Consider the following 23,937-nt stretch of genomic DNA (forward strand, 5'->3'; position numbering starts at 1 on the left):
GCGCGACAAACAAGCTCCAACAGCAATCGCTGGCTTGTTTCTAGTTGTAATCCATAAAAAAACGAGTGACGGCGTAAAAATCCCCGGCCTTAATATGCTGCTGAACCGGCACCAGCGTAGCGGTAAATTTCAGCGTATTATTCTCATCACTCAGGAGATATCCCGATGAGGGTTCTCCAAACGTTAAAATTTCCCCATGGCGATCGCGAATCTGGATACCAAAACCCTTTCCTTCACCATCCGGAATTAATACTGTCGGGTCCTGTGATGAAGCATTTCCGGTAAAAGTAATCGTGGCATAAGCGCCTGGCGTTGATTGATTTACGCTGCCGAAAGAGGCGCAGCCAATTAAGCGCACTAAAAAAGGCCGGATAAGCTTACTTTCTTGATCGCTATTAATATCGCGAGCGGAAATGTTACCGAAATCTACCCATAGCTCCCGTGAATTAGGATCAATATCGCATGCGGCAGCCACCAGCTCCCCCGAAAGAGCCAGCTGTCCAGGCGTAAAACTAGTACTCGAAGCATGTCCGGAAAAGAGTAATCCCGATACCAATAACGCCATCAGTCTCTTTTTCTCTGTATCCTTAACCATACTCAGAATTCCATATTATCTGGCACCTACTCCAATATCGCGGGGAGAAATCTCCCCGCGAGCGATAATTCAAAATCGATTATTGATAATCGATAGTGAAATTGATCGTTGACTGGAATGCGCCTGCAGTTACGGTGGTGGTAGAACCGCTCGCTGCCGCTTCCGCTTTCAGGAATGCCACGAAAGGAATGGTGTTAGTACCATCAACCAGGGTGACCGGAGTGGTCTGCGCGCCCCAGGTTACAGTCTGGCTAGCGCTGTCTTTCAGGCCGATACCTGCACCGGATGCAGTACCAGAAGTAAATGCAGCCAGAGTAGGATCGTTCGGGTTAACCGAAGTCGGGGTATAGGAAACAACGGCGCTGCTGGCGATAGTGGTATCGCAGTACTGCAGCTCGATGTTTTTGGTTTCAGTTGCCTGACCACCGCCTTGCAGCAGGGAAACTGGAACCTGACCAAAATCAACGGTTACCGGGCTGGACGACGGAGCTAAACCACACGCGGTATTCACCAGCTCACCCTGAAGCTCAATCTGACCATTCGTGGTATCAGCCAGTGCAGACATTGAGCCGAGAGCAGCAGTTAATGCCACAGCCATAGCAACTTTATTCAGTTTCATAGAAAATTCCTGCGTTATAAATTTTTATCCTAAAAGAGTAAGGAGCTATAAAATTGCCGAAGTCTATTCACCCAACAATTTCCAGCCCTCCGCATCACCGAAAAATCCGTTTCAATAATTAGACTATTAATTAATATTAATAATTTAATTAAAGCCAGATCCCCTGGTCGACAAAAATACTAACAAATCATTTTTTAGGTAAAAAGAGATACATTTACAGGGGAATTAAAAAAAGATTTAACCTCGCGAACAATGCCACCATAGGAAATTAACTCGCAGAGCCCTGAGATATATCCTAAAAACAAATTGCGTCAGGTAATTAATAAATGATAGAGGACCGACATTCGCAGTAAAGCAATTGTAACATAGATCACAATTTATTAACAAATGGCTTTTCCTGATATAGGGATAGTAAAAAGCAGCCCACGCAATGGACATTACGCAGCGGCTAAGAGGCGAGGAAGTCGATTCATGGGCCCATCGCGCCTTCTTGTTTTCCTGACCTGAAGACTCCGTTATCATGCGGCCTATGTGTCAATGAAAAGAAAAGCACAATGTCACGGGAACCGATGAGCAATAGCGCGACGTCATGAAAACAATAAACTCCGCTAACGCGTTAAAACGTAAGAAAATGGACATCAATAACAGATGAGTACATTAGAGAATTTCGACGCCCACACCCCCATGATGCAGCAGTATCTCAAGCTGAAAGCCCAGCACCCGGAGATCCTGCTGTTTTACCGGATGGGTGATTTTTACGAACTGTTCTATGACGATGCGAAACGCGCGTCGCAGCTGCTGGATATCTCGCTGACGAAGCGCGGCGCTTCCGCGGGCGAACCGATTCCGATGGCCGGGATCCCGCACCACGCGGTGGAAAACTATCTGGCCAAACTGGTGAATCAGGGCGAGTCGGTGGCCATTTGCGAACAGATTGGCGATCCGGCAACCACCAAAGGGCCGGTGGAGCGCAAAGTCGTCCGCATCGTGACCCCGGGAACCATCAGCGATGAAGCCTTGCTGCAGGAACGCCAGGACAATCTGCTGGCCGCCATCTGGCAGGACAGCAAAGGTTTTGGCTACGCCACCCTCGATATCAGCTCCGGGCGTTTTCGCCTGAGCGAGCCCGCTGACCGCGAAACGATGGCTGCCGAGCTCCAGCGCACCAACCCCGCCGAGCTGCTGTACGCGGAGGATTTTGCCGAGTCGTCGCTTATTGAGGGTCGCCGCGGCCTGCGCCGTCGTCCGCTGTGGGAATTTGAAATCGACACCGCGCGCCAGCAGCTCAATCTCCAGTTCGGCACGCGCGATCTGGTTGGTTTCGGCGTTGAAAACGCCCCGCGCGGCCTGTGCGCCGCCGGCTGCCTGCTGCAGTACGTCAAAGACACCCAGCGCACGTCATTGCCGCATATCCGCTCCATCACGATGGAGCGCCAGCAGGACAGCATCATTATGGATGCGGCCACGCGCCGCAATCTGGAGATAACCCAGAACCTGGCCGGCGGCTTTGAAAATACCCTCGCCTCGGTACTCGACTGCACCGTGACCCCCATGGGCAGCCGTATGCTGAAGCGCTGGCTGCATATGCCGGCGCGCGACACCACCGTGCTGGTAGAGCGCCAGCAGACCATCGGCGCGCTGCAGGAACATTACACCGAACTGCAGCCGGTACTGCGTCAGGTCGGCGACCTCGAACGTATTCTGGCCCGCCTGGCGCTGCGCACCGCCCGCCCTCGCGATTTAGCGCGTATGCGTTACGCTTTCCAGCAGCTGCCGGCGCTGCGCGCCATGCTGGCCGACGTCGACTGCGCGCCGGTGCAGCGGCTCCGGGAAAAGATGGGGGAATTTAGCGAGCTGCGCGAACTTCTGGAACGGGCGATTATCGATGCGCCGCCGGTGCTGGTTCGCGACGGCGGCGTTATCGCCCCCGGCTATAATGCGGAACTCGATGAGTGGCGCGGCCTGGCCGATGGCGCGACCGATTATCTCGACAGACTGGAAGTTCGCGAGCGCGAGCGTCTGGGGCTGGACACGCTGAAGGTGGGCTACAACGCCGTCCACGGCTACTACATCCAGATTAGCCGCGGCCAGAGCCAGCACGCGCCGATCCACTACGTCCGTCGCCAGACCCTCAAGAATGCCGAGCGCTATATTATTCCTGAGCTGAAGGAGTATGAAGACAAAGTGCTGACCTCCAAAGGGAAGGCGCTGGCGCTGGAAAAGCAGCTGTACGATGAGCTTTTCGATATGCTGCTGCCGCATCTTGGCGACCTGCAGCAGAGCGCCAGCGCGCTGGCGGAGCTCGATGTGCTGGTGAACCTCGCCGAGCGCGCGGAGACCCTCAACTACTGCTGCCCGACCTTTAGCGATAAGCCGGGCATTCGGATTAGCGAAGGCCGCCATCCGGTGGTTGAGCAGGTGCTGAAAGAGCCGTTTATCGCCAACCCGCTGCACCTCGCCCCGCAGCGGAGAATGCTGATTATCACCGGTCCGAATATGGGCGGTAAAAGTACCTATATGCGCCAGACCGCGCTGATCGCCCTGCTGGCGTATATCGGCAGCTACGTTCCGGCGGAAAAAGTCGACATCGGCCCTATCGATCGTATTTTCACCCGCGTCGGCGCGGCGGATGACCTGGCCAGCGGCCGCTCAACTTTTATGGTAGAGATGACCGAAACCGCTAATATTCTGCATAACGCCACCGAGCATAGTCTGGTGCTGATGGATGAAATTGGACGCGGTACCTCGACCTACGATGGCCTGTCGCTGGCGTGGGCCTGCGCGGAAAATCTGGCGAATAAGATCAAAGCCCTGACCCTGTTTGCCACCCACTACTTCGAGCTGACCCAACTGCCGGAGAAAATGGAAGGCGTGGCCAACGTCCATCTTGATGCCCTGGAGCACGGGGATACTATTGCCTTTATGCACAGCGTGCAGGATGGTGCGGCCAGTAAGAGCTACGGTCTGGCGGTTGCCGCGCTGGCCGGAGTGCCAAAAGAGGTGATTAAGCGCGCGCGGCAGAAGCTGCGCGAGCTGGAAAGCATCGCGCCGAGCGCTGCCGCCACGCAGGTGGACGGTACCCAGATGTCGCTGCTTTCCGCTCCGGAAGAGACCTCGCCCGCGGTTGAAGCGCTGGAGAATCTTGACCCGGATTCGCTGACTCCGCGCCAGGCGCTGGAGTGGATCTATCGCCTGAAGAGCCTGGTATAGTTCTCGTTTAACGTGAAAAACGGCAGCGTCCTGCGGTGCTGCCGTTTTAATAAATGCAAACTGGGTGCGAGAGGATGCATCCTGACAACCAATACGCGGGGTTGCCCCCGCGCTGATGCTATTTCTTCGATTCGTAAGCGAGAACAGCTTTAAACGCCATACTACGCTCTTTAATACTGAGTTCGCACAGCGAGCTGCGCACCAAAAGCGTAAATCCCAGTACCGCAATACACAGTACGACGATTGCCACAAGGGCATATTTTGTTAGCATGTCTTGCCTCCCTGCAAAGAAGAGACTAACATCTGAATTGTTCAGGTTCATCCGTCAGCCTCAGTTGATAGAAATATCTTCTGGGGCTTTCGTTTATCTGAATCTTTATAAATGCTCAAAGCCAGATAACCTCAAGCACCCGCCGCTATTCTATATTTTCCCGGCTGCGAAGCTTATCGGTAATTTATCAAACTCGTTGAGTTTATTATAAACTGGAGATAACTCGCAAATATATCTGCTTTATTAACCTTTTATGTAATTTGAAAATTAATTAATAAATATTTTGCATTGATTAACTCAATATAAAAAAGGCCCGACTAAGCGGACCCCGTTGATTTTAGCGTTTATCTTCCGCCAGCAGCGGCGGAATATGCGGCACCATCGGCGCGTCATCAATATCCTTCTGGGTCATGCGGAACGCTTCCGGATAATGTTCGCGGCTGGTACGGCGTAGCGGTTCCGTATCACGCCAGGTGTAGAAACAGTGCTGGCACTGGAATACCGTCCAGACATCTTTTACCGGCGACGTTGCCAGCACTTCAATATGTTCATCGGCGCAGCGTGGACAAATCATCTTTTTCTCCTTATTTACGGTTGGCCAGCATGGCGGTCAGTTTTTCAGCCCAGGCTTTGGTTTCAGGGAGATCCTGTACCGGCTGGCTGTAGTGGCCGCGCAGATCGGGCGCAACCGGCGTGGTGGCGTCGATAATCAGTTTGTCGGTGATCCCCGCCGGGCTGGAGCCTGGATCGAGCTCCAGTACCGACATATTAGGCAACTGCACCAGGTCCCCGGCCGGGTTGACCTTCGACGACAGCGCCCACATCACCTGCGGCAGGTTGAACGGGTCGACGTCCTCATCAACCATGATCACCATCTTCACGTAGCCCAAACCATGCGGCGTGGTCATCGCCCGCAGGCCTACCGCGCGGGCAAAGCCGCCATAGCGTTTTTTGGTGGAGATAATCGCCAGCAGGCCGTGGGTGTACATCGCGTTGACGGCCTGTACCTCGGGGAACTCAGCCTTCAGCTGCTGATACAGCGGCACACAGGTGGCCGGGCCCATCAGATAGTCGATCTCGGTCCACGGCATGCCGAGATAGAGGGACTCGAAGATCGGTTTGCTGCGGTAAGAGACTTTATCAATTCGTACCACCGTCATATTACGGCCGCCGGAGTAGTGGCCGGTAAATTCGCCGAACGGGCCTTCGATTTCACGCTTGCGGCTTTCAATCACCCCTTCGAGGATCACCTCTGAGCCCCACGGCACGTCAAAGCCGGTCAGCGGAGCGGTCGCGATAGGATAAGGACTTTCGCGCAGCGCGCCGGCCATCTCATATTCCGACTGATCGTATTTCAGCGGCGTAGCGCCCATGAGGGTAATAATCGGATCGTTTCCCAGGGTGATGGCAATCGGCAGGTCTTCACCGCGCTCTTCCGCTTTGTGCAGATGCAGAGCGATATCGTGCATCGGTACCGGCTGCAGGCCCAGTTTACGTTTGCCCTTCACCTCCATACGGTAAATGCCGACGTTTTGCTTGCCAAAATTGTCCGGGTCGAGAGGATCGCGAGAAACCACACAGGCTTTGTCGAGATAAAAGCCGCCGTCGCCGTCGTTGAGACGGAACAGGGGCAGAATATCGAACAGATTAATCGCCTCACCGTCGACGGTATTTTCCGCCCACGCCGGGTTTGCCCGCCGCTCCGGCGTCACCGGGAATTTATCCCAGCGACGAATAAATTCGTCGATCTGATTTTTCACTGGCGTATTCGGCGGCAGACCTAGCGAGATAGCGTGGTTCTGCCAGGAGCCGATGGTGTTCATTGCCACGCGCGCATCGGTAAAACCGCGAATATTGTCAAACCACAGCGCGGGAGCGCCATCGCCGATGCGCCCGGTGGCGTTTGCCGCCGCGGCCAGATCCGGCTCCGCGTTCACTTCTTCGCTAATTTTCAGCAGTTGCCCCTGCTCGTCCAGCGCCTGCAAAAAGCTGCGCAAATCATCAAAAGCCATTATTCATTCTCCTGTGAAATATTCTCTACCGCCCGTAACCCGTTCCAACGGCGCGCTTTGTGATATTGCAGACCGAACTGATCCAGCACCCGCGTGACAACGTGGTCAGTGACGTCCTCAATGGTTTTGGGATGGTTGTAATAGGCGGGCATGGGCGGCACCATCGCCACGCCTGCGCGACAGAGCCAGCATGTTTTCCAGATGGATAGTGCTCAACGGCATTTCGCGCGGTACCAGCACCAGCTTACGCCCCTCTTTCAGCACCACGTCCGCGGCCCTCCCAACCAGCCCCTCGGCATAACCGGCACGGATACCGGCCAGCGTTTTCATACTGCAGGGGATAACGATCATGCCGTCGGTACGAAATGAACCTGATGAGATGATGGCGGCCTGATCCGCCGGGCTATGCGAGAAATCGGCCAGCGCCGCCACTTCACGGGCGCTGTACGGCGTTTCCAGTTCAATGGTGGTTTTGGCCCACTTTGACATCACCAGATGCGTTTCCACTTCCGGCATCTCACGAAGCGCTTTCAGCAGCGCAACGCCCAGCGGAGCGCCCGTCGCTCCGGTCATCCCTACTATTAGCTTCATCATCGCCTCACATTTTGTTCGTATACGAACATTTTTATTAAAGCTACGCTTGATAAGCTTTTCTTGCAAGTTCGTTCGTACACGGCCGCATTTTTCATCAAAACAGGAAAAATGCTCAAACGCCCTTCGAACGGCTATCATAGAACCGACGGTTTTTTTTGGGAGTGGTCATGGAGTTAAAAAACGAGGCGTTCCACCTGCTGCGCCAGCTTTTTCAGCAGCACACCGCCCGCTGGCAGCTTGAACTGCCGGACCTCACCAAACCGCAGTATGCGGTGATGCGTTCTATTGCCGAGCATCCCGGCATTGAACAGGTGACGTTAACGGAAGCGGCGGTCAGCACCAAAGCGACACTGGCGGAGATGCTGAGCCGAATGGAGAGCCGCGGTCTGGTTCGCCGCGAACACGACCCGGCGGACAAACGCCGTCGGTTTGTCTATTTAACCGCGGAAGGCGAAGCGTTACTGGCAAGCTCAATGCCGCTGGGTCACGCCGTCGACGAAGAGTTTTTAGGTCGGCTGAGCGATGAGGAGCGCCAACAGTTTTCGCACATCATCCACAAGCTGATGGCGCAAGAACAACAGCGTTAACCCAGGCGTTCGCGTAAAAAATCAATAAACGCCCGCACCCTGGCAGGAATATGCTGCGCGTCCGGGTAAACCGCGTATACCCCCTGGGGCGGAAAGCTAAACGCCGGCATTACCTTCGCCAGTGCGCCATCCGCCAGCGCAGCGGCCACCAGCCATTCGGGTAGCAGCGCGATGCCGCTCCCTGCCAGCGCAAAAGCCATCAGCGCGCTGGCGCTATCCGCCGACAGCCGCGGCGCCGGTTTAATCTCGAAGGCAATACTCTCGTCATGGGGCCCGCTAAGCTGCCAGCGGAGCGGCGCGGTCAGACGTTCATGAATAATCCACGCCGATTTCGCCAGATCATCAAGCGTCTTTACAGGATGCTGCGCCAGCCATGACGGGGCTGCAACCGGGACGATGGCAAAGCGCGAGATCAGCGCCGCGCGGTAGCGCGAATCCGCCAGCGTGCCGAGGCGAATCGCCACGTCAAACCGTTCTGAGATTAAATCCGCGTGATGAGACGAGGAAACATGGCGTACGTGGAGCGCAGGATGCCGCAGGCTGAACTCTGCCAGCGCCGGAATAATCACCTGCGCGCCATATTCAGGCGTCGTCGTGATCCGCAGCTCGCCGCTCAACCCCACGTGGCTGCCCCGGACGTCGTCCTGCAGGTTTTCCGCCGCTTTCAGCAGCGCGACCCCGCGATGATAGAACAGCGAACCGGCTTCGGTAAGCGTCAGCCGCCGGGTCGATCGCAACAGCAGCGTGACCCCCAGCTCGCTCTCCAGCTGGCGGACGTTGAAACTCACCACCGCCTTGGTCTGCCCCAGAGCCGCCGCCGCCGCGGTAAAACTCCCGCTATCGACTACCGCCACAAACATGTTCATTCGCTGCAGATTCAGCATCGCGCCGCCCATTGTCAAAATATTTACGACAGTATATCTCCGAATGTCGTGTTTATTCGCCCTGATACTGAGGTTTACAGTAGCGGCCTTCACGGGGGATTTCATCAATGACGTATCGCAACAAGGTCGCAACCGTTTTTCTGCTGGGTTTCTTTCTCGACTTAATCAATATGTTTATCGCCAGCGTTGCCTTTCCGGCGATGGGCCGGACGCTACACGCGTCGGTGGGCGAGCTGGCGTGGGTCAGCAATGGCTATATTGCCGGGCTCACCCTGGTGCTGCCGTTTAGCGCCTGGCTCAGCCAGCAGTTTGGGGCCCGGCGGGTATTCCTGCTTTCGCTTACCTTGTTTAGCCTCGGAGCGTTGGCTGCCGGGATGGCCGACTCGTTGATAAGACTCGTCATGTGGCGCGCCCTGCAGGGGATGGGCGGCGGGCTGCTGATTCCGCTAGGACAGGCGTTAACCTGGCAACAATTCAAGCCTCACGAACGGGCGAAACTTTCCGCCGCAGTGATGCTGGTTGGGCTGCTGGCGCCGGCGTGCTCTCCGGCGCTCGGCGGAGTACTGGTGCAGTCGTTGAGCTGGCGCTGGGTTTTCTTTGCCAGCCTGCCGATAGCGCTGCTGACGTTCGGGCTGGCCGCGCTGTGGCTCAGGGATGAGAAGAGCATCGCGCGGCCGGGCGGCTTTTTACATATTTCGTTACTGCGCGACCCGCTGCTGCGCTTTTCTATGCTGGTCTATCTCTGCGTGCCGGGGACGTTTATAGGAATTAATGTCGTCGGGATGTTTTATTTGCAAAGCGTGACGGGGATGGCGCCCTCCACCATCGGCTCCCTGATGCTTCCGTGGTCGCTGGCCTCATTTGTGGCGATCGCGACGACCGTCCGCTATTTTAATCGTCTCGGCCCCCGCCCCCTGATTGCGCTGGGCTGCCTTCTCCAGGCAGCCGGAATAATCATCCTGGCTGGCGTCAATGCGCATACCGCCAGCAGCGCGCTGATCGCGGCGTTTATCCTGATGGGCGCAGGCGGCAGCCTGTGCAGCAGTACGGCCCAGAGCAGCGCGTTTCTTAACGTGGCGAACCCCGATATGCCGGACGCCAGCGCGCTGTGGAACCTCAATCGCCAGCTCAGTTTCCTGATAGGATCTGCGCTACTGGCGGCTTTACTGAGCGTTTTTTTACTTTACTGGCCAACCCCGCTGGCGTGGCGCGGCGTATTTATCGCCGCCGCCGTTTTGACCCTGGTGCCGCTGCTGGGTTGCCTAAAATTCGATAATCGGGCGCTCGTCTTACGCCTGCACGGTAAAATGGAGAACAAATGAATCGCTATATTGCGGAAGTTATTACGGCCCACGTGGCTATAGAAAACTGGCTGAATCAGGGGGAAGGGAGCGCCGAAGCGCTGCTGCATCGCTTTAGCCAGGAATTTAGCATGATCCCGATAAACGGTATGCGCATGGACCATCAGTCGGTCAGCGTTTTTTTTCGCGAGGCTCGCGCCAGCCGCCCGGGCTTGAAGATTGTCATCGACAATGCCGCCATACTTGCCGAATGGCACGATGGCGCAGCGGTGCTCTATCGGGAAATCCACGCTTTACCCGGCAAAGCGGACACCGCACGCTGGTCGACGGTTCTTTTCCGTCTGCAGGAAGGGAAAATCAACTGGCTGCACCTCCACGAGACGGCGCTCGCATAAGCGACGGAGGCCCAAAAAAGAAAAAGGCCCAATCAAACGATTGAGCCTTTTTTAAGAAAGGTGTCTTACTCGCGGAACAGCGCTTCGATATTCAGCCCCTGGCTTTGCAGGATCTCCCGCAGGCGGCGGAGGCCTTCTACCTGGATCTGACGCACGCGTTCGCGGGTCAGGCCAATTTCGCGGCCCACATCCTCAAGCGTCGCGGCTTCATAGCCCAGCAGGCCGAAGCGACGAGCCAGCACTTCACGCTGCTTGGCGTTCAGTTCGAACAGCCATTTGACGATGCTTTGTTTCATATCATCGTCCTGCGTGGTGTCTTCCGGACCGTTGTCTTTTTCATCGGCCAGAATATCCAGCAGCGCTTTTTCCGAGTCGCCGCCCAGTGGAGTATCCACCGAGGTAATGCGCTCGTTCAGACGCAGCATCCGGCTCACGTCATCAACTGGCTTATCCAGCTGTTCGGCTATCTCTTCCGCGCTTGGCTCGTGGTCCAGCTTATGGGACAACTCGCGTGCGGTACGCAGATAGACGTTCAGCTCTTTGACGATATGGATCGGTAAACGGATCGTACGGGTTTGGTTCATGATCGCCCGTTCAATCGTTTGACGAATCCACCAGGTCGCGTAAGTCGAAAAACGGAACCCACGTTCCGGATCAAACTTCTCAACTGCGCGAATCAGCCCCAGGTTACCTTCTTCAATCAGATCCAGCAGAGCCAGACCACGATTGCCGTAACGACGGGCTATCTTGACGACCAGACGCAGGTTGCTTTCGATCATCCGGCGGCGTGACGCAACATCACCACGCAGCGCGCGACGCGCAAAATAAACCTCTTCTTCGGCCGTCAGCAGCGGGGAATAACCAATCTCTCCAAGATAAAGCTGCGTCGCATCGAGCACCCGTTGGGTGGCTCCCTGCGAAAGAAGCTCTTCCTCAGCCAGATCGCTATCACTGGGTTCCTCTTCAACTAAGGCTTTCTCATCAAAAACCTCGACTCCGTTCTCATCAAATTCCGCGTCTTCATTTAAATCATGAACTTTCAGCGTATTCTGACTCATAAAGATGGCTCCTACCCGTGATCCCTAAGCAAAGCACCTTCGCTAAACATCACTCAAAAGACGCCAGGACGATAACCTTTTCTGCCCCGGTGAAGAAGGCATCGCGGCCGCCCTGGCGCCTTTGTTAGCGATATTGAGCTTATCCGTACTTTGCCAAATTATCGCTGCGGTAAATACTGCAGCGGGTTGACGGATTTCCCCTTGTAACGAATTTCAAAATGCAAACGTGTAGAGCTAGTACCTGTGCTACCCATGGTAGCGATTTTCTGCCCCGCCTTGATATCTTGTTGCTCTTTTACGAGCATCGTATCGTTATGTGCGTAGGCGCTCAGGTAATCATCGTTGTGTTTGATGATAATAAGATTACCGTAACCGCGCAGTGCGTTACCGGCATAGACGACGCGCCCATCTGCGGTCGCGACAATAGCCTGTCCTTTACTGCCTGCGATATCAATACCTTTATTGCCACCTTCGGCACCACTAAAGTTCTCGATAACCTTGCCATCAGTCGGCCAGCGCCATGAAGAGATCGGCGAACTGGTTGACGTACTGCTTGCAGTCGATTGGGTTGTGCTGACAGCTGGGGCCGTAACTGGCGCGACGGTTGTTGTCGTCGCAGGCTTGTTATTAGGCAACATCTTATTAGCACTCTGTTCACCTGAGGATTCAGAATACGTAATAGTTGGTTGGGACGCAACCACCGCGGTGGATTTTTGTGCAGAATTTGCGGTTAACATCCCGCCGTTGCTGGCCTTCACGCTGGCCTGGGCGACAGGGTTATCACCGGTGATTGGCTGGCCGGATGCGTTGCCAACCTGCAGCGTCTGACCAACGTTCAAACCGTACGGCGCCGGGATATTATTACGCTGCGCCAGGTCGCGGAAGTCGTTCCCGGTGACCCACGCAATATAGAATAGCGTGTCGCCGCGTTTAACAGTATAGGTACTGCCGCCGGTATAGCTACCTTTCGGAATATCTCCATACTTACGGTTGTAGACAATTTTACCGTTCACCGTTTGCACCGGCTCCTGAGCCATCGGCTGAACCTGAACGGGCTGCGTCTGCACCGGTTGCGTTTGTACCGGGCGCGCCTGTGGGACGTTATTTGACGGAGGCGTGATCAGCATTCCGGAATTCGTACTGGAAGACGAAGCCCCGCCAGCCGAGCTGACCGGCGCAGGCGGATTGTTGGAGCTGCTGCAGCCTGCCAGCCAGAGTGACACCAGTGACAAAGCCGCAATGCGGCTTAAGGTAAATTTTGGGCTTCCCGCGCTCATTTATCCCCCAGGAATATGTTAACTACCAATATCTTGCTCACCGGACGGCGCCCGGCCAGGACACGAAAAATGCGTCCACCCTATGCCTAAATGCAGGCAAAAAAACCTGGAATAATCCGGGTTCAGGCCAACTCCCCTTTCACGAGGGGTACAAAGCGCACGGCTTCGACAGTATCAATGACAAACTCGTTGCCGCGCCGACGGATTCGCTTCAGGAACTGGTGCTCTTCGCCTACCGGCAGCACCAGTACGCCGCCATCGTCCAGCTGCGCCAGCAGCGCAGCCGGAATTTCCGGCGGCGCGGCGGTAACGATGATCGCGTCGAACGGCGCGCGTGCCTGCCAACCCTGCCATCCATCGCCGTGACGGGTTGAAACATTATGTAAATCAAGTTGTTTAAGGCGACGCCGCGCGTGCCACTGCAAACTCTTAATACGCTCAACCGAGCATACGTGATGCACCAGATGCGCCAGGATCGCCGTCTGATAGCCAGATCCGGTGCCAATTTCCAGCACCCTTGACTCCGGCGTTAGCGTCAGAAGCTCGGTCATCCGCGCCACCATGTAGGGTTGCGAGATGGTTTGCCCCTGGCCAATCGGCAGCGCCGTGTTTTCCCACGCCTTATGTTCAAAGGCTTCATCAACAAACTTTTCTCGCGGCACCAGCGCGATCGCGTTCAGCACGCGCTCGTCAATAATGCCCTGCGTGCGGAGCTGATTGAGAAGACTTTCAACACGTTTACTTACCATTGCGTATCAACCCCAACGCGATCCAGCCAACCGCTCACCACCTCATGTGCGCCGTGGGCGGTTAAATCGACATGTAGCGGAGTGACCGACACATAGCCTTCATCCACGGCGGCGAAGTCGGTATCCGGCCCGGCGTCGTACTTCTCGCCCGGAGGTCCAATCCAGTACAGCGTATTGCCGCGCGGATCTTTTTGCGGGATCACCTGATCGGAAGGATGACGGCTGCCGCAGCGGGTCACGCGGATACCTTTAATCTGCTCAAGAGGCAGATCCGGCACGTTGATATTCAGAATGCGCCCGGTGCGCAGCGGCTCGCGGCTTAAAGCCCGCAGAATCGAACAGGTGACCGCGGCGGCGGTATCATAATGCTGATAGCCGTTTAGCGAGACGGCCAGCGCCGGAAAGCCGAGATGACGGCCCTCCATCGCGGCGGCAACGGTGCCGGAATAGATGACGTCGTCACCGAGGTTGGGACCGGCGTTAATGCCGGAAACCACAATATCCGGACGCGGCCGCATCAGGGCGTTCACGCCGAGGTAAACGCAGTCCGTCGGGGTGCCCATCTGTACGGCGATATCGCCGTTATCAAAAGTGAAAGTACGTAGCGAAGATTCCAGCGTCAGGGAATTCGACGCTCCGCTGCGGTTACGATCGGGTGCAACTATCTGAACCTCAGCGAATTCTCGTAAGGCCTTTGCCAGGGTCTGAATGCCCGGCGCATGAATCCCGTCATCGTTACTCAGCAATATTCGCATAGTCACCCGTTGTATTGATAAGCTCCCTTACTACGCTGGTGGCGAAGCTGCCTGCGGGCAGCCAGAAACGCAGTTCAACGGTAACGTCATCCCACCAGTTCCAGCTCATCTGCTGGGGATAGAGCAGCATCGCCCGGCGGGCGGCCTCTACTTTCTCACGCACCAGCAGCGCCTGTAGCTGCGTCTCTTCGGCCACTGCCGCCTGTTCAGCGGCCAGCGCACCCCGTTGGCTTCCCCAGTCGCCGCTGCCCACAAGCGCAGCGGTAATTATCAGCTCGCGGTTATCTACCCGCGCCTGGAGTTCCGTCAGTTCTTCAGAGGCCGCAACGAACCAGCTTCCGCGCCCCGCTAATTGTAGCGCATCGCCATCAACAACCTGATTAAATTCCGGTTTTTTTAATCTAATACCAACCTGTTGATTAAACAATGCGCTGCGGGCCGCCGACAACCAAAAACTGCGTTTATTGCGATCGCGCACCGGCGCGCCGTTCTCGGCCCAGCGCAGCGCCCCCTGCAGGTTACTGCCGCCGATACCGAAGCGCTGGGCGCCAAAATAGTTGGGTACGCCATGCTCGGCAATCGCCTGTAAACGCTTTTCGACATCGTCGCGGGCGCTGACTTCGCGCAGTACCAGAGTAAACTGGTTCCCCTTCAGCGCCCCGAGGCGCAGCTTGCGCTTATGGCGCGCGTACTCCAGAACCTGGCAACCCTCGAGCTGAAATTTGCTCAGGTCGGGCATCTCTTTGCCCGGCACTCTGGCACACAGCCACTGTTCAGTCACCGCGTGTTTGTCCTTCTGCCCGGCAAAGCTCACTTCACGCGCATGAATTTTAAGGAATTTTGCCAGTGAGTCAGCAACAAAACGGGTATTGCAGCCGTTTTTCAGAATCCTCACCAGCACGTGCTCGCCTTCACCATCGGGGGCAAAACCGAGATCTTCCACCACCAAAAAGTCCTCCGGGCTGGCTTTTAGCAGCCCCTGGCTCAGCGGTTTTCCATGTAGGTAGGTGAGTTCGTCAAAAGCGATCATTTCTCCGCCTTACGCAGCAGCGCCACCGCTTCACAGGCAATGCCTTCGCCGCGGCCGGTAAAGCCCAGCTTTTCCGTGGTGGTGGCTTTGACGTTCACATCGTCCATATGGCAGCCGAGATCTTCGGCGATAAAGACGCGCATCTGGGGAATATGCGGCAGCATTTTCGGCGCCTGGGCGATGATAGTGACGTCAACGTTGCCAAGGGTATAGCCTTTCGCCTGAATCCGCCGCCACGCTTCGCGCAGCAGTTCGCGGCTGTCGGCGCCTTTAAAGGCCGGATCGGTATCCGGGAACAGCTTGCCGATGTCGCCCAGCGCCGCCGCGCCGAGCAGCGCATCGGTCAGCGCGTGCAGCGCGACGTCGCCGTCGGAGTGCGCCAGCAGCCCTTTCTCGTAGGGCACGCGCACGCCGCCGATGATGATTGGGCCTTCACCGCCAAAAGCGTGTACGTCAAAACCGTGTCCAATTCGCATTAAGCCTTCTCCTGGTGTCGGGAACGGGTAAGGTAAAATTCGGCCAGCGCCAGGTCTTCCGGGCGCGTCACTTTTATATTATCAGCTCGTCCGGCGACCAGTTCAGGATGGAAGCCGCAGTACTCCAGCGCCGAGGCTTCGTCGGTGATAGTCGCCCCTTCATTAAGCGCCCGCGTCAGGCAATCAACAAGCAGTTCGCGAGGGAAAAATTGCGGCGTCAGCGCATGCCATAAATCATTACGCTCAACGGTATGGGCGATGGCCGCCCTGCCCGGCTCCGCGCGCTTCATCGTGTCGCGAACCGGGGCGGCCAGAATGCCGCCCGTACGGCTGGTGTCGCATAATTGAAGCAGGCGGCTGAGGTCATCCTGGTGCAGGCAGGGGCGCGCGGCATCGTGCACCAGCACCCAATCAGCCTCGCCAAGCACCTTCAGGCCAGCGAGAACGGAATCCGCGCGTTCTGTCCCGCCATCAACGACGGTGATTTGAGGATGGTTCGCCAACGGCAGTTGGCTAAAGCGCACGTCACCCGGGCTGACGGCGATGACCACCCGCCGTATACGCGGGTTTGCCAGCAGCGCGGCGACCGCGTGCTCGAGAATCGTTTTGTTACCGATTGAGAGATATTGTTTAGGGCATTCCGTTTGCATGCGGCGGCCAAAACCGGCTGCCGGCACCACGGCGCAAACGCCCGGAAAAGTGGCTGCCATGTTGTAATCCTGGGCCTGTTTATCGATTATTCTGCTGTTGCCCCGCAGCCTGGTTGCGTTTTGACGCATCCGGCACCAGACGATAAAACGTTTCGCCCGGGCGGGTCATACTGAGTTCATTGCGTGCGCGCTCTTCGATAGCTTCCTGACCGCCGTTGAGGTCGTCAATTTCGGCGAATAGCTGATCGTTGCGTGCTTTTAATTTAGCGTTAGTTGCCTGCTGCGCGGAGACATCGTCATCAACCCGGCTATAGTCGTGCAGGCCATTTTTGCCGAACCACAGCGAGTACTGTAGCCAGACCAGCAAAGCCAATAACAGCAGCGTTAGTTTACCCATCCTGCCCCCTGAAAAACGGCATCATCATCCCATAACTCGCCCGAGTTCTCTACTCTGGCGCGCGGACGACGCCGCGTAACGCGGGGACTGTACCACATTTTTACCGTTGATACCCAGGCTAGATTCATTCGTAAAAAGGACTACCCCAGTAGCCAGAGGAACAGCAGACCGAACATCAGTCCGACGGTCAAAATCGTCGCGCAGACGCTGTACTGAAGTTTACCGTCCATCAGCGAATGCAGCGCGATGCCAACCACGACGGCAACCGGCATTAATGCCAGAAAGAACGGCCAGGTATAGAGGAGGACAAATAGCGTGTTACTGCCATAGATCAGGAAGGGAATACCCAGCGCCAGCAGCCATGAAATAAAGCCAACGGCAGCACCCGACAGAGACCAGGTGGTCTCGTCGCTGACTGCCGGCGGCGGTTCTGAACGAATAATACTGATGTTCTGGGTATTGCGCATATCGAATCCTGTTGACCTGGCGATCGGCATCCTGTGATGATGCCGCAGCCGTTTCAGGATCTGATAATATCGCTCTGTCGTAGCAGGTCTAATAATTGGTGCACCAAATTTGTTACCAATTGTTCGCCGTCGAGGTGAATTTCAGCGCGCTCCGGGGATTCATACACTGAATCAATTCCGGTAAAGTTGCGCAGCTCCCCGGCACGCGCTTTCTTATACAGGCCTTTCGGATCCCGCGCTTCGCAGATCGCCAGCGGCGTATCGACAAAGACTTCGATAAAACGTCCTTCGCCTAAACGCTCGCGAACCATCTGCCGTTCTGCGCGATGCGGAGATATAAACGCGGTCAATACAACAAGTCCGGCATCCACCATCAGCTTCGCCACTTCACCTACGCGTCGAATGTTCTCTTTGCGGTCGTCGTCGCTGAAGCCAAGATCGCTGCACAGGCCGTGACGCACGTTATCGCCATCCAGCAAATAGGTGCTCACGCCGAGCCGATGTAGCGCCTCTTCCAGCGCGCCGGCAACGGTGGATTTCCCCGAGCCCGAAAGCCCGGTGAACCACAGCACCACGCCGCGATGGCCGTGATGCTGCTCGCGCTGCTCCTGGGTGACAGGATGCGCATGCCAGACGACGTTTTCGTCATGCCGGGCCATTACTTGCCTCCCAGCAGGTCGCGAGCGTCCCAGTGCGGGAAGTGCTTGCGAATTAGCTGATTCAGCTCAAGCTCAAACGCGCTGTACTGGGAAGCGCCCGCCTGCGCCTGTTCGTTCGGCTCGCGTACCATGCCCGCGCCAACGGTGACGTTGGTTAAACGGTCGATAAAGATAAGCCCCCCGGTGACCGGGTTATCCTGGTATTTATCCAGCACCAGCGGCTCATCGAAAGTCAGATCTACCAACCCGATGCCGTTGAGCGGCAGCGATTCTACTTCGCGCTGGGTCAGGTTGTTGATATCAACCTGGTAGCGAACGCCATCCACGCGGGCGCGGGTTTTCTTACCGGCGATTTTAATGTCATAGCTCTGGCCAGGCGTTAGGGCCTGCTCCGCCATCCATACCACATCAACGCTAGCGCTTTGCACCGCAGGCAGAGAGACCGCCGCGTCCACCAGCAGGTCGCCGCGGCTGATATCAATTTCATCCTTCAGCACGAGAGTGATCGCCTCCCCGGCCGCCGCTTCCGGCAGGTCGCCGTCAAAGGTGACGATGCGCGCCACGGTGGATTCCACCCCCGACGGCAGCACTTTCAGACGCTGTCCTACGCTCACGCGGCCAGCGGCAACCGTCCCGGAAAACCCGCGGAAGTCGAGGTTCGGACGATTGACGTACTGCACCGGGAAGCGCAGCGGCTGGCTTTCCACCACGCGCTGAATCTCAACGGTTTCCAGCACTTCCAGCAGCGTCGGGCCGCTGTACCACGGCATTTTATCGCTCTGGCTGGCGACGTTATCCCCTTCAAGCGCGGAAAGCGGGACAAAGCGAATGTCGAGATCGCCCGGCAGCTGTTCAGCAAAGGTCAGATACGCTTCACGAATAGTGTTAAAGGTCTCTTCGCTAAAATCGACGAGGTCCATTTTGTTCACCGCCACCACCAGGTGTTTGATCCCCAGCAGCGTCGAGATAAAGCTGTGACGGCGAGTCTGATCGAGCACGCCTTTGCGGGCGTCAATCAACAGGATCGCCAGGTCGCAGGTTGACGCGCCGGTCGCCATATTACGGGTGTACTGCTCGTGCCCCGGGGTGTCGGCGATAATAAATTTGCGCTTCTCGGTAGAGAAGTAGCGGTAGGCGACATCGATGGTAATCCCCTGCTCGCGCTCGGCCTGCAGACCGTCAACCAGCAGCGCCAGATCGAGTTTTTCGCCCTGCGTACCGTGACGTTTGCTGTCATTATGCAGAGAGGAGAGCTGATCTTCGTAAATCTGACGGGTATCGTGCAGAAGCCGGCCAATCAGCGTACTTTTACCGTCATCGACGCTGCCGCAGGTCAGAAAGCGCAGTAGGCTTTTGTGCTGCTGGGCATGCAGGTAGGCTTCTACGCCGCCTTCATTGGCAATTTGTTGTGCAATTGTGGTGTTCATGGCGGCTCCTTAGAAATAACCCTGACGTTTCTTCAGCTCCATGGAGCCTGCCTGGTCGCGGTCAATCACGCGCCCCTGTCGTTCGCTGGTGGTCGACACCAGCATTTCTTCGATGATCTCCGGCAGCGTTTGCGCATTGGACTCCACCGCACCGGTCAGCGGCCAGCAGCCGAGGGTGCGGAAGCGCACCATCTGTTTTTTGATCATCTCGCCGGGCTGTAGATTGATGCGATCGTCATCGATCATCATCAGCATCCCGTCGCGCTCCAGCACCGGACGTTCTGCCGCCAGGTACAGCGGTACAATTTCAATATTCTCCAGATAGATGTACTGCCAGATATCCAGCTCGGTCCAGTTGGAGAGCGGGAAGACGCGGATGCTTTCGCCCTTGTTAATCTGGCCGTTATAGTTGTGCCATAGCTCCGGGCGCTGGTTTTTCGGGTCCCAGCGGTGGAAGCGGTCGCGGAAGGAGTAAATACGCTCTTTGGCGCGGGATTTCTCTTCATCGCGGCGCGCGCCGCCGAACGCGGCATCGAAGCCGTATTTGTTCAGCGCCTGCTTGAGGCCTTCGGTTTTCATAATATCGGTATGCTTGGCGCTGCCGTGGACAAACGGGTTAATGCCCATCGCCACCCCTTCCGGGTTTTTGTGCACCAGCAGCTCGCAGCCGTAGGCTTTAGCGGTACGGTCACGGAACTCATACATTTCGCGGAATTTCCAGCCGGTATCGACGTGCAGCAGCGGGAACGGCAGGGTGCCCGGATAAAACGCTTTACGCGCCAGATGCAGCATTACGCTGGAGTCTTTACCGATGGAGTACATCATCACCGGGTTAGAGAATTCGGCGGCCACCTCACGAATGATATGGATGCTTTCCGCCTCCAGTTGCCGCAGGTGAGTGAGTCGTTTTTGGTCCATAACCGTTCCTTAAGCCAGATTTACTACAGAAGCCTTAAAGGCCTCTGAGGATGAGGTGTGTTGATACCAGGCGAGCTGTTGATGTAATTGCACCACGTCTCCTACCACGATCAGGGCGGGCATCGGGGCGTCTTTCGCCAGGTTTTCAAGCTGTTGTAATGTGCCGGTCTTCGTTTGCTGATCGGCGCGGGTACCGCGCGAGATCACCGCTACCGGGGTGTCGCCATCGCGGCCGTTGGCGATCAGCTGCGCGCTGATTTCCGCCGCTTTCAGGCTGCCCATATAAATCGCCAGGGTCTGGCCGCTTTGCGCCAGCCGCGCCCAGTCGAGCGGCGAGTTTTCCGCGCCGAAGTGTCCGGTAATAAAGGTGGCGCTCTGGGCATAATCACGATGCGTCAGCGGAATTCCGGCATAGGCCGTTGCGCCCGCCGCCGCCGTCACGCCCGGGACGACCTGAAACGGAATGCCCGCTTCGGCCGCGGCCTGCAGCTCTTCGCCGCCGCGGCCAAAAATAAACGGGTCGCCGCCCTTCAGGCGAATCACCGTTTTGCCCTCTTTCGCTGCATCCACCAGCAAACGGTTGATCTCCTGCTGCGGTACGGATACGCCGGAAGCGCTTTTACCGACGCAGATTGTCTCCGCGTCTCGGCGTACCAGTTCGCGCACCTCCGGGGTGACCAGGTTGTCGTAGAACACCACGTCCGCCTGCTGAAGGGCCTGCAGGCCACGCAGGGTCAGCAATCCGGCATCACCAGGCCCCGCTCCGACGAGGATAATTTCACCGGGGCGTTTGTCCGGCTGCCGAAGTTCATCTTCCAGCGCTTTTTCCGCTTCGGCTTTGTTGCCCGCCAGCATCAGGCTGGCAAAACGACCGGTAAACACGCGCTCCCAAAAGCGGCGGCGTTCGGCGGTGGTTTTCAGATGGGTTTTAATATGGTGACGCCAGTAGCTCGCCGTTTCAGCCAGCCGCCCCAGGTTGGTGGGCAGCAGGGCTTCGATTTTTTCGCGCAAAATCCGCGACAGCACCGGCGCTTTGCCGCTGGAAGAGATAGCCACCAGCAGCGGAGAGCGATCGACAATGGATGGAAAGACAAACGAGCACAGCGCCTGATTATCCACGACGTTGACCAGCCGATAGCGCGCGTTCGCCGCGACATAAACGCGTTGGTTCAGCTCGTCATCTTCGGTAGCGGCAATCACCAGAAATACGTCATCAAGCTGCTGCTCTTCGAATACGGTTGCCCGCCACTGAATTTCCTCGCGCTCGACCTTTTCGGCAAGTTCCGGCATCAACGTTTCGGCGACAATGTGCACCTTCGCTTCAGCGCGCAGCAAAAACGTAATCTTACGCGCGGCTATCTCGCCGCCGCCGATCACCAGCACGGGTCTCTCTTTCACTTCGGCAAATATCGGCAAGTATTCCACTGCGCAACAACTCTCTTACAATCAGCAATAGAGCGACTATAGGGTGCGGTTTAGAGCAAATGAAATTACGAAATGGAATGAGTTGTTACTCAAAAGAATAACGACCTGGGAATGCAAATATCAAAAAGTGCTTAACACGCGGTTTTTCCACCATTTAAGAGCGATTGAAATTGTTTAACCCCGGTCACAGTTTCATACTACGCGGGTGAAATTGTTTTAAGTGCTAAAGGACCCCCTATGTTTTCCGCATTGTGCCGTCGCCTGCTTCCCCTGGCGTTGGGCGCAGGTTTTGTCTTCTCCGCCGCCCCGGCATTCAGCGCCCCGGGCGAAACCGCCAATGCCCAGGCTCGTCATATCGCCACCTTTTTTCCCGGAAGAATGACCGGTACGCCGGCCGAGATGCTGTCAGCCGATTACCTCCGCCAGCAGTTCGCCCAGATGGGTTACCAGAGCGATGTGCGCAGCTTCAATACCCGCTACGTCTATACCGATAGCAGTCAGCGTAAAAACTGGCATAACGTCACCGGCAGTACGGTGATCGCCGCTCATGAAGGCCAATCTCGCCAGCAGATCATTATCATGGCGCACCTGGATACCTACGCGCCGCAGAGCGATAAAGATGTTGAAAATAACCTCGGCGGCCTGACCCTACAGGGGATCGACGATAACGCGATGGGGCTGGGCGTCATGCTGGAACTTGCTGAACAGTTAAAGAACGTTCCTACCCGTTACGGTATTCGCTTCGTTGCCACCAGCGGCGAAGAAGAGGGCCGGCTTGGGGCGCAGAATCTGCTCAAGCGCATGAGCGACGCGGAAAAGAAAAACACCCTGCTGGTGATTAATCTCGATAACCTTGTCGTGGGCGATAAGCTGTACTTTAATAGCGGCCGCAGCACGCCAGCGTCGGTGCGCAAGCTCACCCGCGACCGGGCGCTGGCTATCGCCCGTAGCCACGGCATCGCGGCCTTCACCAATCCAGGACTGAACCGGGACTTTCCGAAAGGCACCGGCTGCTGCAACGACGCCAGCGTTTTTGATACCGCCGGGATCCCGGTACTGTCGGTGGAAGCGACCAATTGGTCATTAGGTAAGAAAGACGGTTATCAGCAGCGGAGCAAATCTCGCAGCTTCCCGGACGGCACCAGTTGGCACAAGATTCAGCTGGATAACCTGCAGTATATTGATAAAGCGCTGCCAGGGCGGATTGAGCATCGCGGACGCGATGTGATGAAAGTGATGCTGCCGCTGGTGAAAGAGCTGGCGAAAGTCGAAAAAGTGAAAACGGGGAAATCCTGATTTTCCTGAGGGGGAGACCAAACCGCGGTCTCCCTGCTCTATTCATCTACAACCGCTCTTCGCAGTATTTACGCCGCTTAACCTTCGTGCAGCCCGCACTCTCTTTTCAGGCCAAAGAAGCGCGTTTCTTCCTCCGCCATCCCCGGCTCCCATTTACGGGTGGTGTGGGTGTCCCCTACCGACAAATAGCCCTGATCCCACAGCGGGTGATACTTCAGGCCGTGCTTTTGCAGATACTGATAGACGGTACGATTATCCCAGTCGATGATCGGCAGCACCTTAAACACGCCGCGCTGGATCGCCAGCACCGGTAAGTGGGCGCGGCTGCCGGACTGCTCGCGGCGCAGGCCCGCAAACCAGGTTTGCGCATTCAGCTCTTCCAGCGCTCGGTTCATCGGCTCGACCTTGTTGATGTCATTATATTTTTCAATGCCCTCAACGCCCTGCTCCCACAGCTTACCGTAGCGCGCCTCCTGCCATGCAGCGCTCTCCTTCGCCCGATAGATCTTCAGGTTCAGATTGAGTTTGTCCGTTAATTCGTCGATAAACTGGTAGGTTTCAGGGAACAGATAGCCGGTATCGGTCAAAATGACCGGAATATCCGGGCGCACCTGATTGACCAGATGCAGGCTCACTGCCGCCTGAATACCAAAGCTTGAAGAGAGCACGTATTCGCCCGGCAGGTTTTCCAGCGCCCACGCGACGCGTGCTTCCGCGCTCAGCTTTTCCAGCTGGCTATTGGTTTCCGCCAACTGCAAAACACGATCGACCTTCGGTAATGCGTTCAGCGCGTTTAGATCGAGTACGGACATAAGAACCTCGTTTGTCTGTTTCGCCGGGCGGGACTGCGTTTGCCCGGCCTACAAAACCCACAGGCCCGGTAAG

At 56.5% G+C, this 23,937-nt stretch carries 25 protein-coding genes and 1 pseudogene; 5 read left to right on the forward strand and 21 right to left on the reverse strand.

Features of this window, described 5'->3' with window-relative positions; translation table 11 throughout:
* Positions 1 to 40: 40 nt before the first annotated feature.
* Positions 41 to 595 (reverse strand): fimbrial protein, encoded by a 555-nt coding sequence (locus KCG39_RS12940; RefSeq protein ID WP_004124239.1) that lies wholly within the window; start codon positions 593 to 595, stop codon positions 41 to 43.
* Positions 596 to 674: 79 nt separating this feature from the next.
* Positions 675 to 1,214: a fimbrial protein gene (locus KCG39_RS12945; RefSeq protein ID WP_004124241.1), complete on the reverse strand. Its 540-nt coding sequence runs from the start codon at positions 1,212 to 1,214 to the stop codon at positions 675 to 677.
* Between the two features lie 648 nt (positions 1,215 to 1,862).
* On the opposite strand from KCG39_RS12945, the gene mutS reads away from it, so the two are divergent.
* Positions 1,863 to 4,424, forward strand: coding sequence for a DNA mismatch repair protein MutS (gene mutS, locus KCG39_RS12950; protein ID WP_004124242.1), 2,562 nt, complete (start codon positions 1,863 to 1,865; stop codon positions 4,422 to 4,424).
* A 118-nt stretch (positions 4,425 to 4,542) separates the two neighbouring features.
* On the opposite strand, the gene KCG39_RS12955 is transcribed toward mutS, so the two are convergent.
* The 4 genes and pseudogenes from KCG39_RS12955 to KCG39_RS12970 all read right to left on the reverse strand — a co-directional run bounded on the left by KCG39_RS12955 (position 4,543) and on the right by KCG39_RS12970 (position 7,298).
* Positions 4,543 to 4,695 carry a Hok/Gef family protein gene (locus KCG39_RS12955; protein WP_032742193.1) on the reverse strand — a complete coding sequence of 51 codons (153 nt, stop codon included), beginning with the start codon at positions 4,693 to 4,695 and terminating at the stop codon, positions 4,543 to 4,545.
* A 337-nt stretch (positions 4,696 to 5,032) separates the two neighbouring features.
* Positions 5,033 to 5,269, reverse strand: a complete 237-nt coding sequence (locus tag KCG39_RS12960; RefSeq protein WP_004124248.1) for a non-oxidative hydroxyarylic acid decarboxylases subunit D — start codon at positions 5,267 to 5,269, stop codon at positions 5,033 to 5,035.
* A 10-nt stretch (positions 5,270 to 5,279) separates the two neighbouring features.
* Positions 5,280 to 6,707 carry a non-oxidative hydroxyarylic acid decarboxylases subunit C gene (locus tag KCG39_RS12965; RefSeq protein ID WP_004124250.1) on the reverse strand — a complete coding sequence of 476 codons (1,428 nt, stop codon included), beginning with the start codon at positions 6,705 to 6,707 and terminating at the stop codon, positions 5,280 to 5,282.
* A pseudogene (locus KCG39_RS12970) lies at positions 6,707 to 7,298 on the reverse strand (non-oxidative hydroxyarylic acid decarboxylases subunit B). Before KCG39_RS12970 ends, KCG39_RS12965 begins: the two are co-directional and overlap by 1 nt.
* 170 nt (positions 7,299 to 7,468) lie before the next feature.
* Here KCG39_RS12970 and KCG39_RS12975 point away from each other — a divergent pair.
* A complete protein-coding gene (locus tag KCG39_RS12975) occupies positions 7,469 to 7,888 on the forward strand; it encodes a MarR family winged helix-turn-helix transcriptional regulator (protein ID WP_004124256.1) in 420 nt (139 codons plus the stop codon).
* Here KCG39_RS12975 and KCG39_RS12980 read toward each other — a convergent pair.
* Positions 7,885 to 8,772, reverse strand: a complete 888-nt coding sequence (locus tag KCG39_RS12980) for a LysR family transcriptional regulator (RefSeq protein WP_004124258.1) — start codon at positions 8,770 to 8,772, stop codon at positions 7,885 to 7,887. The genes KCG39_RS12975 and KCG39_RS12980 overlap by 4 nt on opposite strands.
* A gap of 107 nt (positions 8,773 to 8,879) precedes the next feature.
* Between KCG39_RS12980 and KCG39_RS12985 the strand changes: the two genes are divergently transcribed.
* Positions 8,880 to 10,094, forward strand: coding sequence for an MFS transporter (locus KCG39_RS12985; protein ID WP_142468452.1), 1,215 nt, complete (start codon positions 8,880 to 8,882; stop codon positions 10,092 to 10,094).
* Positions 10,091 to 10,468, forward strand: a complete 378-nt coding sequence (locus KCG39_RS12990) for a hypothetical protein (protein WP_004124261.1) — start codon at positions 10,091 to 10,093, stop codon at positions 10,466 to 10,468. The genes KCG39_RS12985 and KCG39_RS12990 overlap by 4 nt, the downstream gene beginning before the upstream one ends.
* A 65-nt stretch (positions 10,469 to 10,533) precedes the next feature.
* Here the strand turns inward: KCG39_RS12990 and rpoS are convergent, their stop codons facing one another.
* The 13 genes from rpoS to cysG form a co-directional block, all read right to left on the reverse strand.
* Positions 10,534 to 11,526, reverse strand: a complete 993-nt coding sequence (rpoS, locus tag KCG39_RS12995; protein ID WP_004104962.1) for an RNA polymerase sigma factor RpoS — start codon at positions 11,524 to 11,526, stop codon at positions 10,534 to 10,536.
* Positions 11,527 to 11,684: 158 nt separating this feature from the next.
* The gene (gene nlpD, locus KCG39_RS13000; RefSeq protein ID WP_004124262.1) at positions 11,685 to 12,803 is read right to left on the reverse strand and encodes a murein hydrolase activator NlpD; all 1,119 of its coding nucleotides are present in this window, start codon (positions 12,801 to 12,803) and stop codon (positions 11,685 to 11,687) included.
* A gap of 122 nt (positions 12,804 to 12,925) precedes the next feature.
* Entirely contained in the window at positions 12,926 to 13,552 is a 627-nt protein-coding gene (locus KCG39_RS13005) for a protein-L-isoaspartate(D-aspartate) O-methyltransferase (protein ID WP_004124265.1), read from the reverse strand.
* The gene (gene surE, locus KCG39_RS13010; protein ID WP_004124266.1) at positions 13,546 to 14,307 is read right to left on the reverse strand and encodes a 5'/3'-nucleotidase SurE; all 762 of its coding nucleotides are present in this window, start codon (positions 14,305 to 14,307) and stop codon (positions 13,546 to 13,548) included. Before surE ends, KCG39_RS13005 begins: the two co-directional genes overlap by 7 nt.
* Entirely contained in the window at positions 14,288 to 15,337 is a 1,050-nt protein-coding gene (gene truD, locus KCG39_RS13015) for a tRNA pseudouridine(13) synthase TruD (protein ID WP_211811621.1), read from the reverse strand. The genes surE and truD overlap by 20 nt, the downstream gene beginning before the upstream one ends.
* Entirely contained in the window at positions 15,334 to 15,813 is a 480-nt protein-coding gene (gene ispF / locus KCG39_RS13020) for a 2-C-methyl-D-erythritol 2,4-cyclodiphosphate synthase (protein WP_004124268.1), read from the reverse strand. The genes truD and ispF overlap by 4 nt, the downstream gene beginning before the upstream one ends.
* Positions 15,813 to 16,523 carry a 2-C-methyl-D-erythritol 4-phosphate cytidylyltransferase gene (ispD, locus tag KCG39_RS13025; RefSeq protein WP_004124269.1) on the reverse strand — a complete coding sequence of 237 codons (711 nt, stop codon included), beginning with the start codon at positions 16,521 to 16,523 and terminating at the stop codon, positions 15,813 to 15,815. The genes ispF and ispD overlap by 1 nt, the downstream gene beginning before the upstream one ends.
* 19 nt (positions 16,524 to 16,542) lie before the next feature.
* Positions 16,543 to 16,860 (reverse strand): cell division protein FtsB, encoded by a 318-nt coding sequence (ftsB, locus tag KCG39_RS13030; RefSeq protein ID WP_004124270.1) that lies wholly within the window; start codon positions 16,858 to 16,860, stop codon positions 16,543 to 16,545.
* 140 nt (positions 16,861 to 17,000) lie between these two features.
* Positions 17,001 to 17,327 carry a DUF3561 family protein gene (locus tag KCG39_RS13035; protein ID WP_004124286.1) on the reverse strand — a complete coding sequence of 109 codons (327 nt, stop codon included), beginning with the start codon at positions 17,325 to 17,327 and terminating at the stop codon, positions 17,001 to 17,003.
* Between the two features lie 53 nt (positions 17,328 to 17,380).
* Positions 17,381 to 17,986, reverse strand: coding sequence for an adenylyl-sulfate kinase (gene cysC, locus KCG39_RS13040; protein ID WP_004124289.1), 606 nt, complete (start codon positions 17,984 to 17,986; stop codon positions 17,381 to 17,383).
* The gene (gene cysN / locus KCG39_RS13045; protein ID WP_004124293.1) at positions 17,986 to 19,413 is read right to left on the reverse strand and encodes a sulfate adenylyltransferase subunit CysN; all 1,428 of its coding nucleotides are present in this window, start codon (positions 19,411 to 19,413) and stop codon (positions 17,986 to 17,988) included. The genes cysC and cysN overlap by 1 nt, the downstream gene beginning before the upstream one ends.
* Positions 19,414 to 19,422: 9 nt before the next feature.
* Positions 19,423 to 20,331 (reverse strand): sulfate adenylyltransferase subunit CysD, encoded by a 909-nt coding sequence (cysD, locus tag KCG39_RS13050; RefSeq protein ID WP_004104981.1) that lies wholly within the window; start codon positions 20,329 to 20,331, stop codon positions 19,423 to 19,425.
* A 9-nt stretch (positions 20,332 to 20,340) separates the two neighbouring features.
* A complete protein-coding gene (gene cysG / locus KCG39_RS13055; protein ID WP_180339546.1) occupies positions 20,341 to 21,747 on the reverse strand; it encodes a siroheme synthase CysG in 1,407 nt (468 codons plus the stop codon).
* 246 nt (positions 21,748 to 21,993) lie between these two features.
* Between cysG and KCG39_RS13060 the strand changes: the two genes are divergently transcribed.
* Complete coding sequence (locus tag KCG39_RS13060) at positions 21,994 to 23,052, forward strand: aminopeptidase (protein WP_049114172.1); 1,059 nt, start codon at positions 21,994 to 21,996, stop codon at positions 23,050 to 23,052.
* Positions 23,053 to 23,129: 77 nt separating this feature from the next.
* Here KCG39_RS13060 and cysH read toward each other — a convergent pair whose 3' ends face one another.
* Complete coding sequence (gene cysH, locus KCG39_RS13065) at positions 23,130 to 23,864, reverse strand: phosphoadenosine phosphosulfate reductase (protein ID WP_014226592.1); 735 nt, start codon at positions 23,862 to 23,864, stop codon at positions 23,130 to 23,132.
* Positions 23,865 to 23,937 lie beyond the last annotated feature (73 nt).

Origin of the sequence: Klebsiella pasteurii, from assembly GCF_018139045.1 — a bacterium.
In the GTDB taxonomy this organism is placed as follows: domain Bacteria; phylum Pseudomonadota; class Gammaproteobacteria; order Enterobacterales; family Enterobacteriaceae; genus Klebsiella; species Klebsiella grimontii.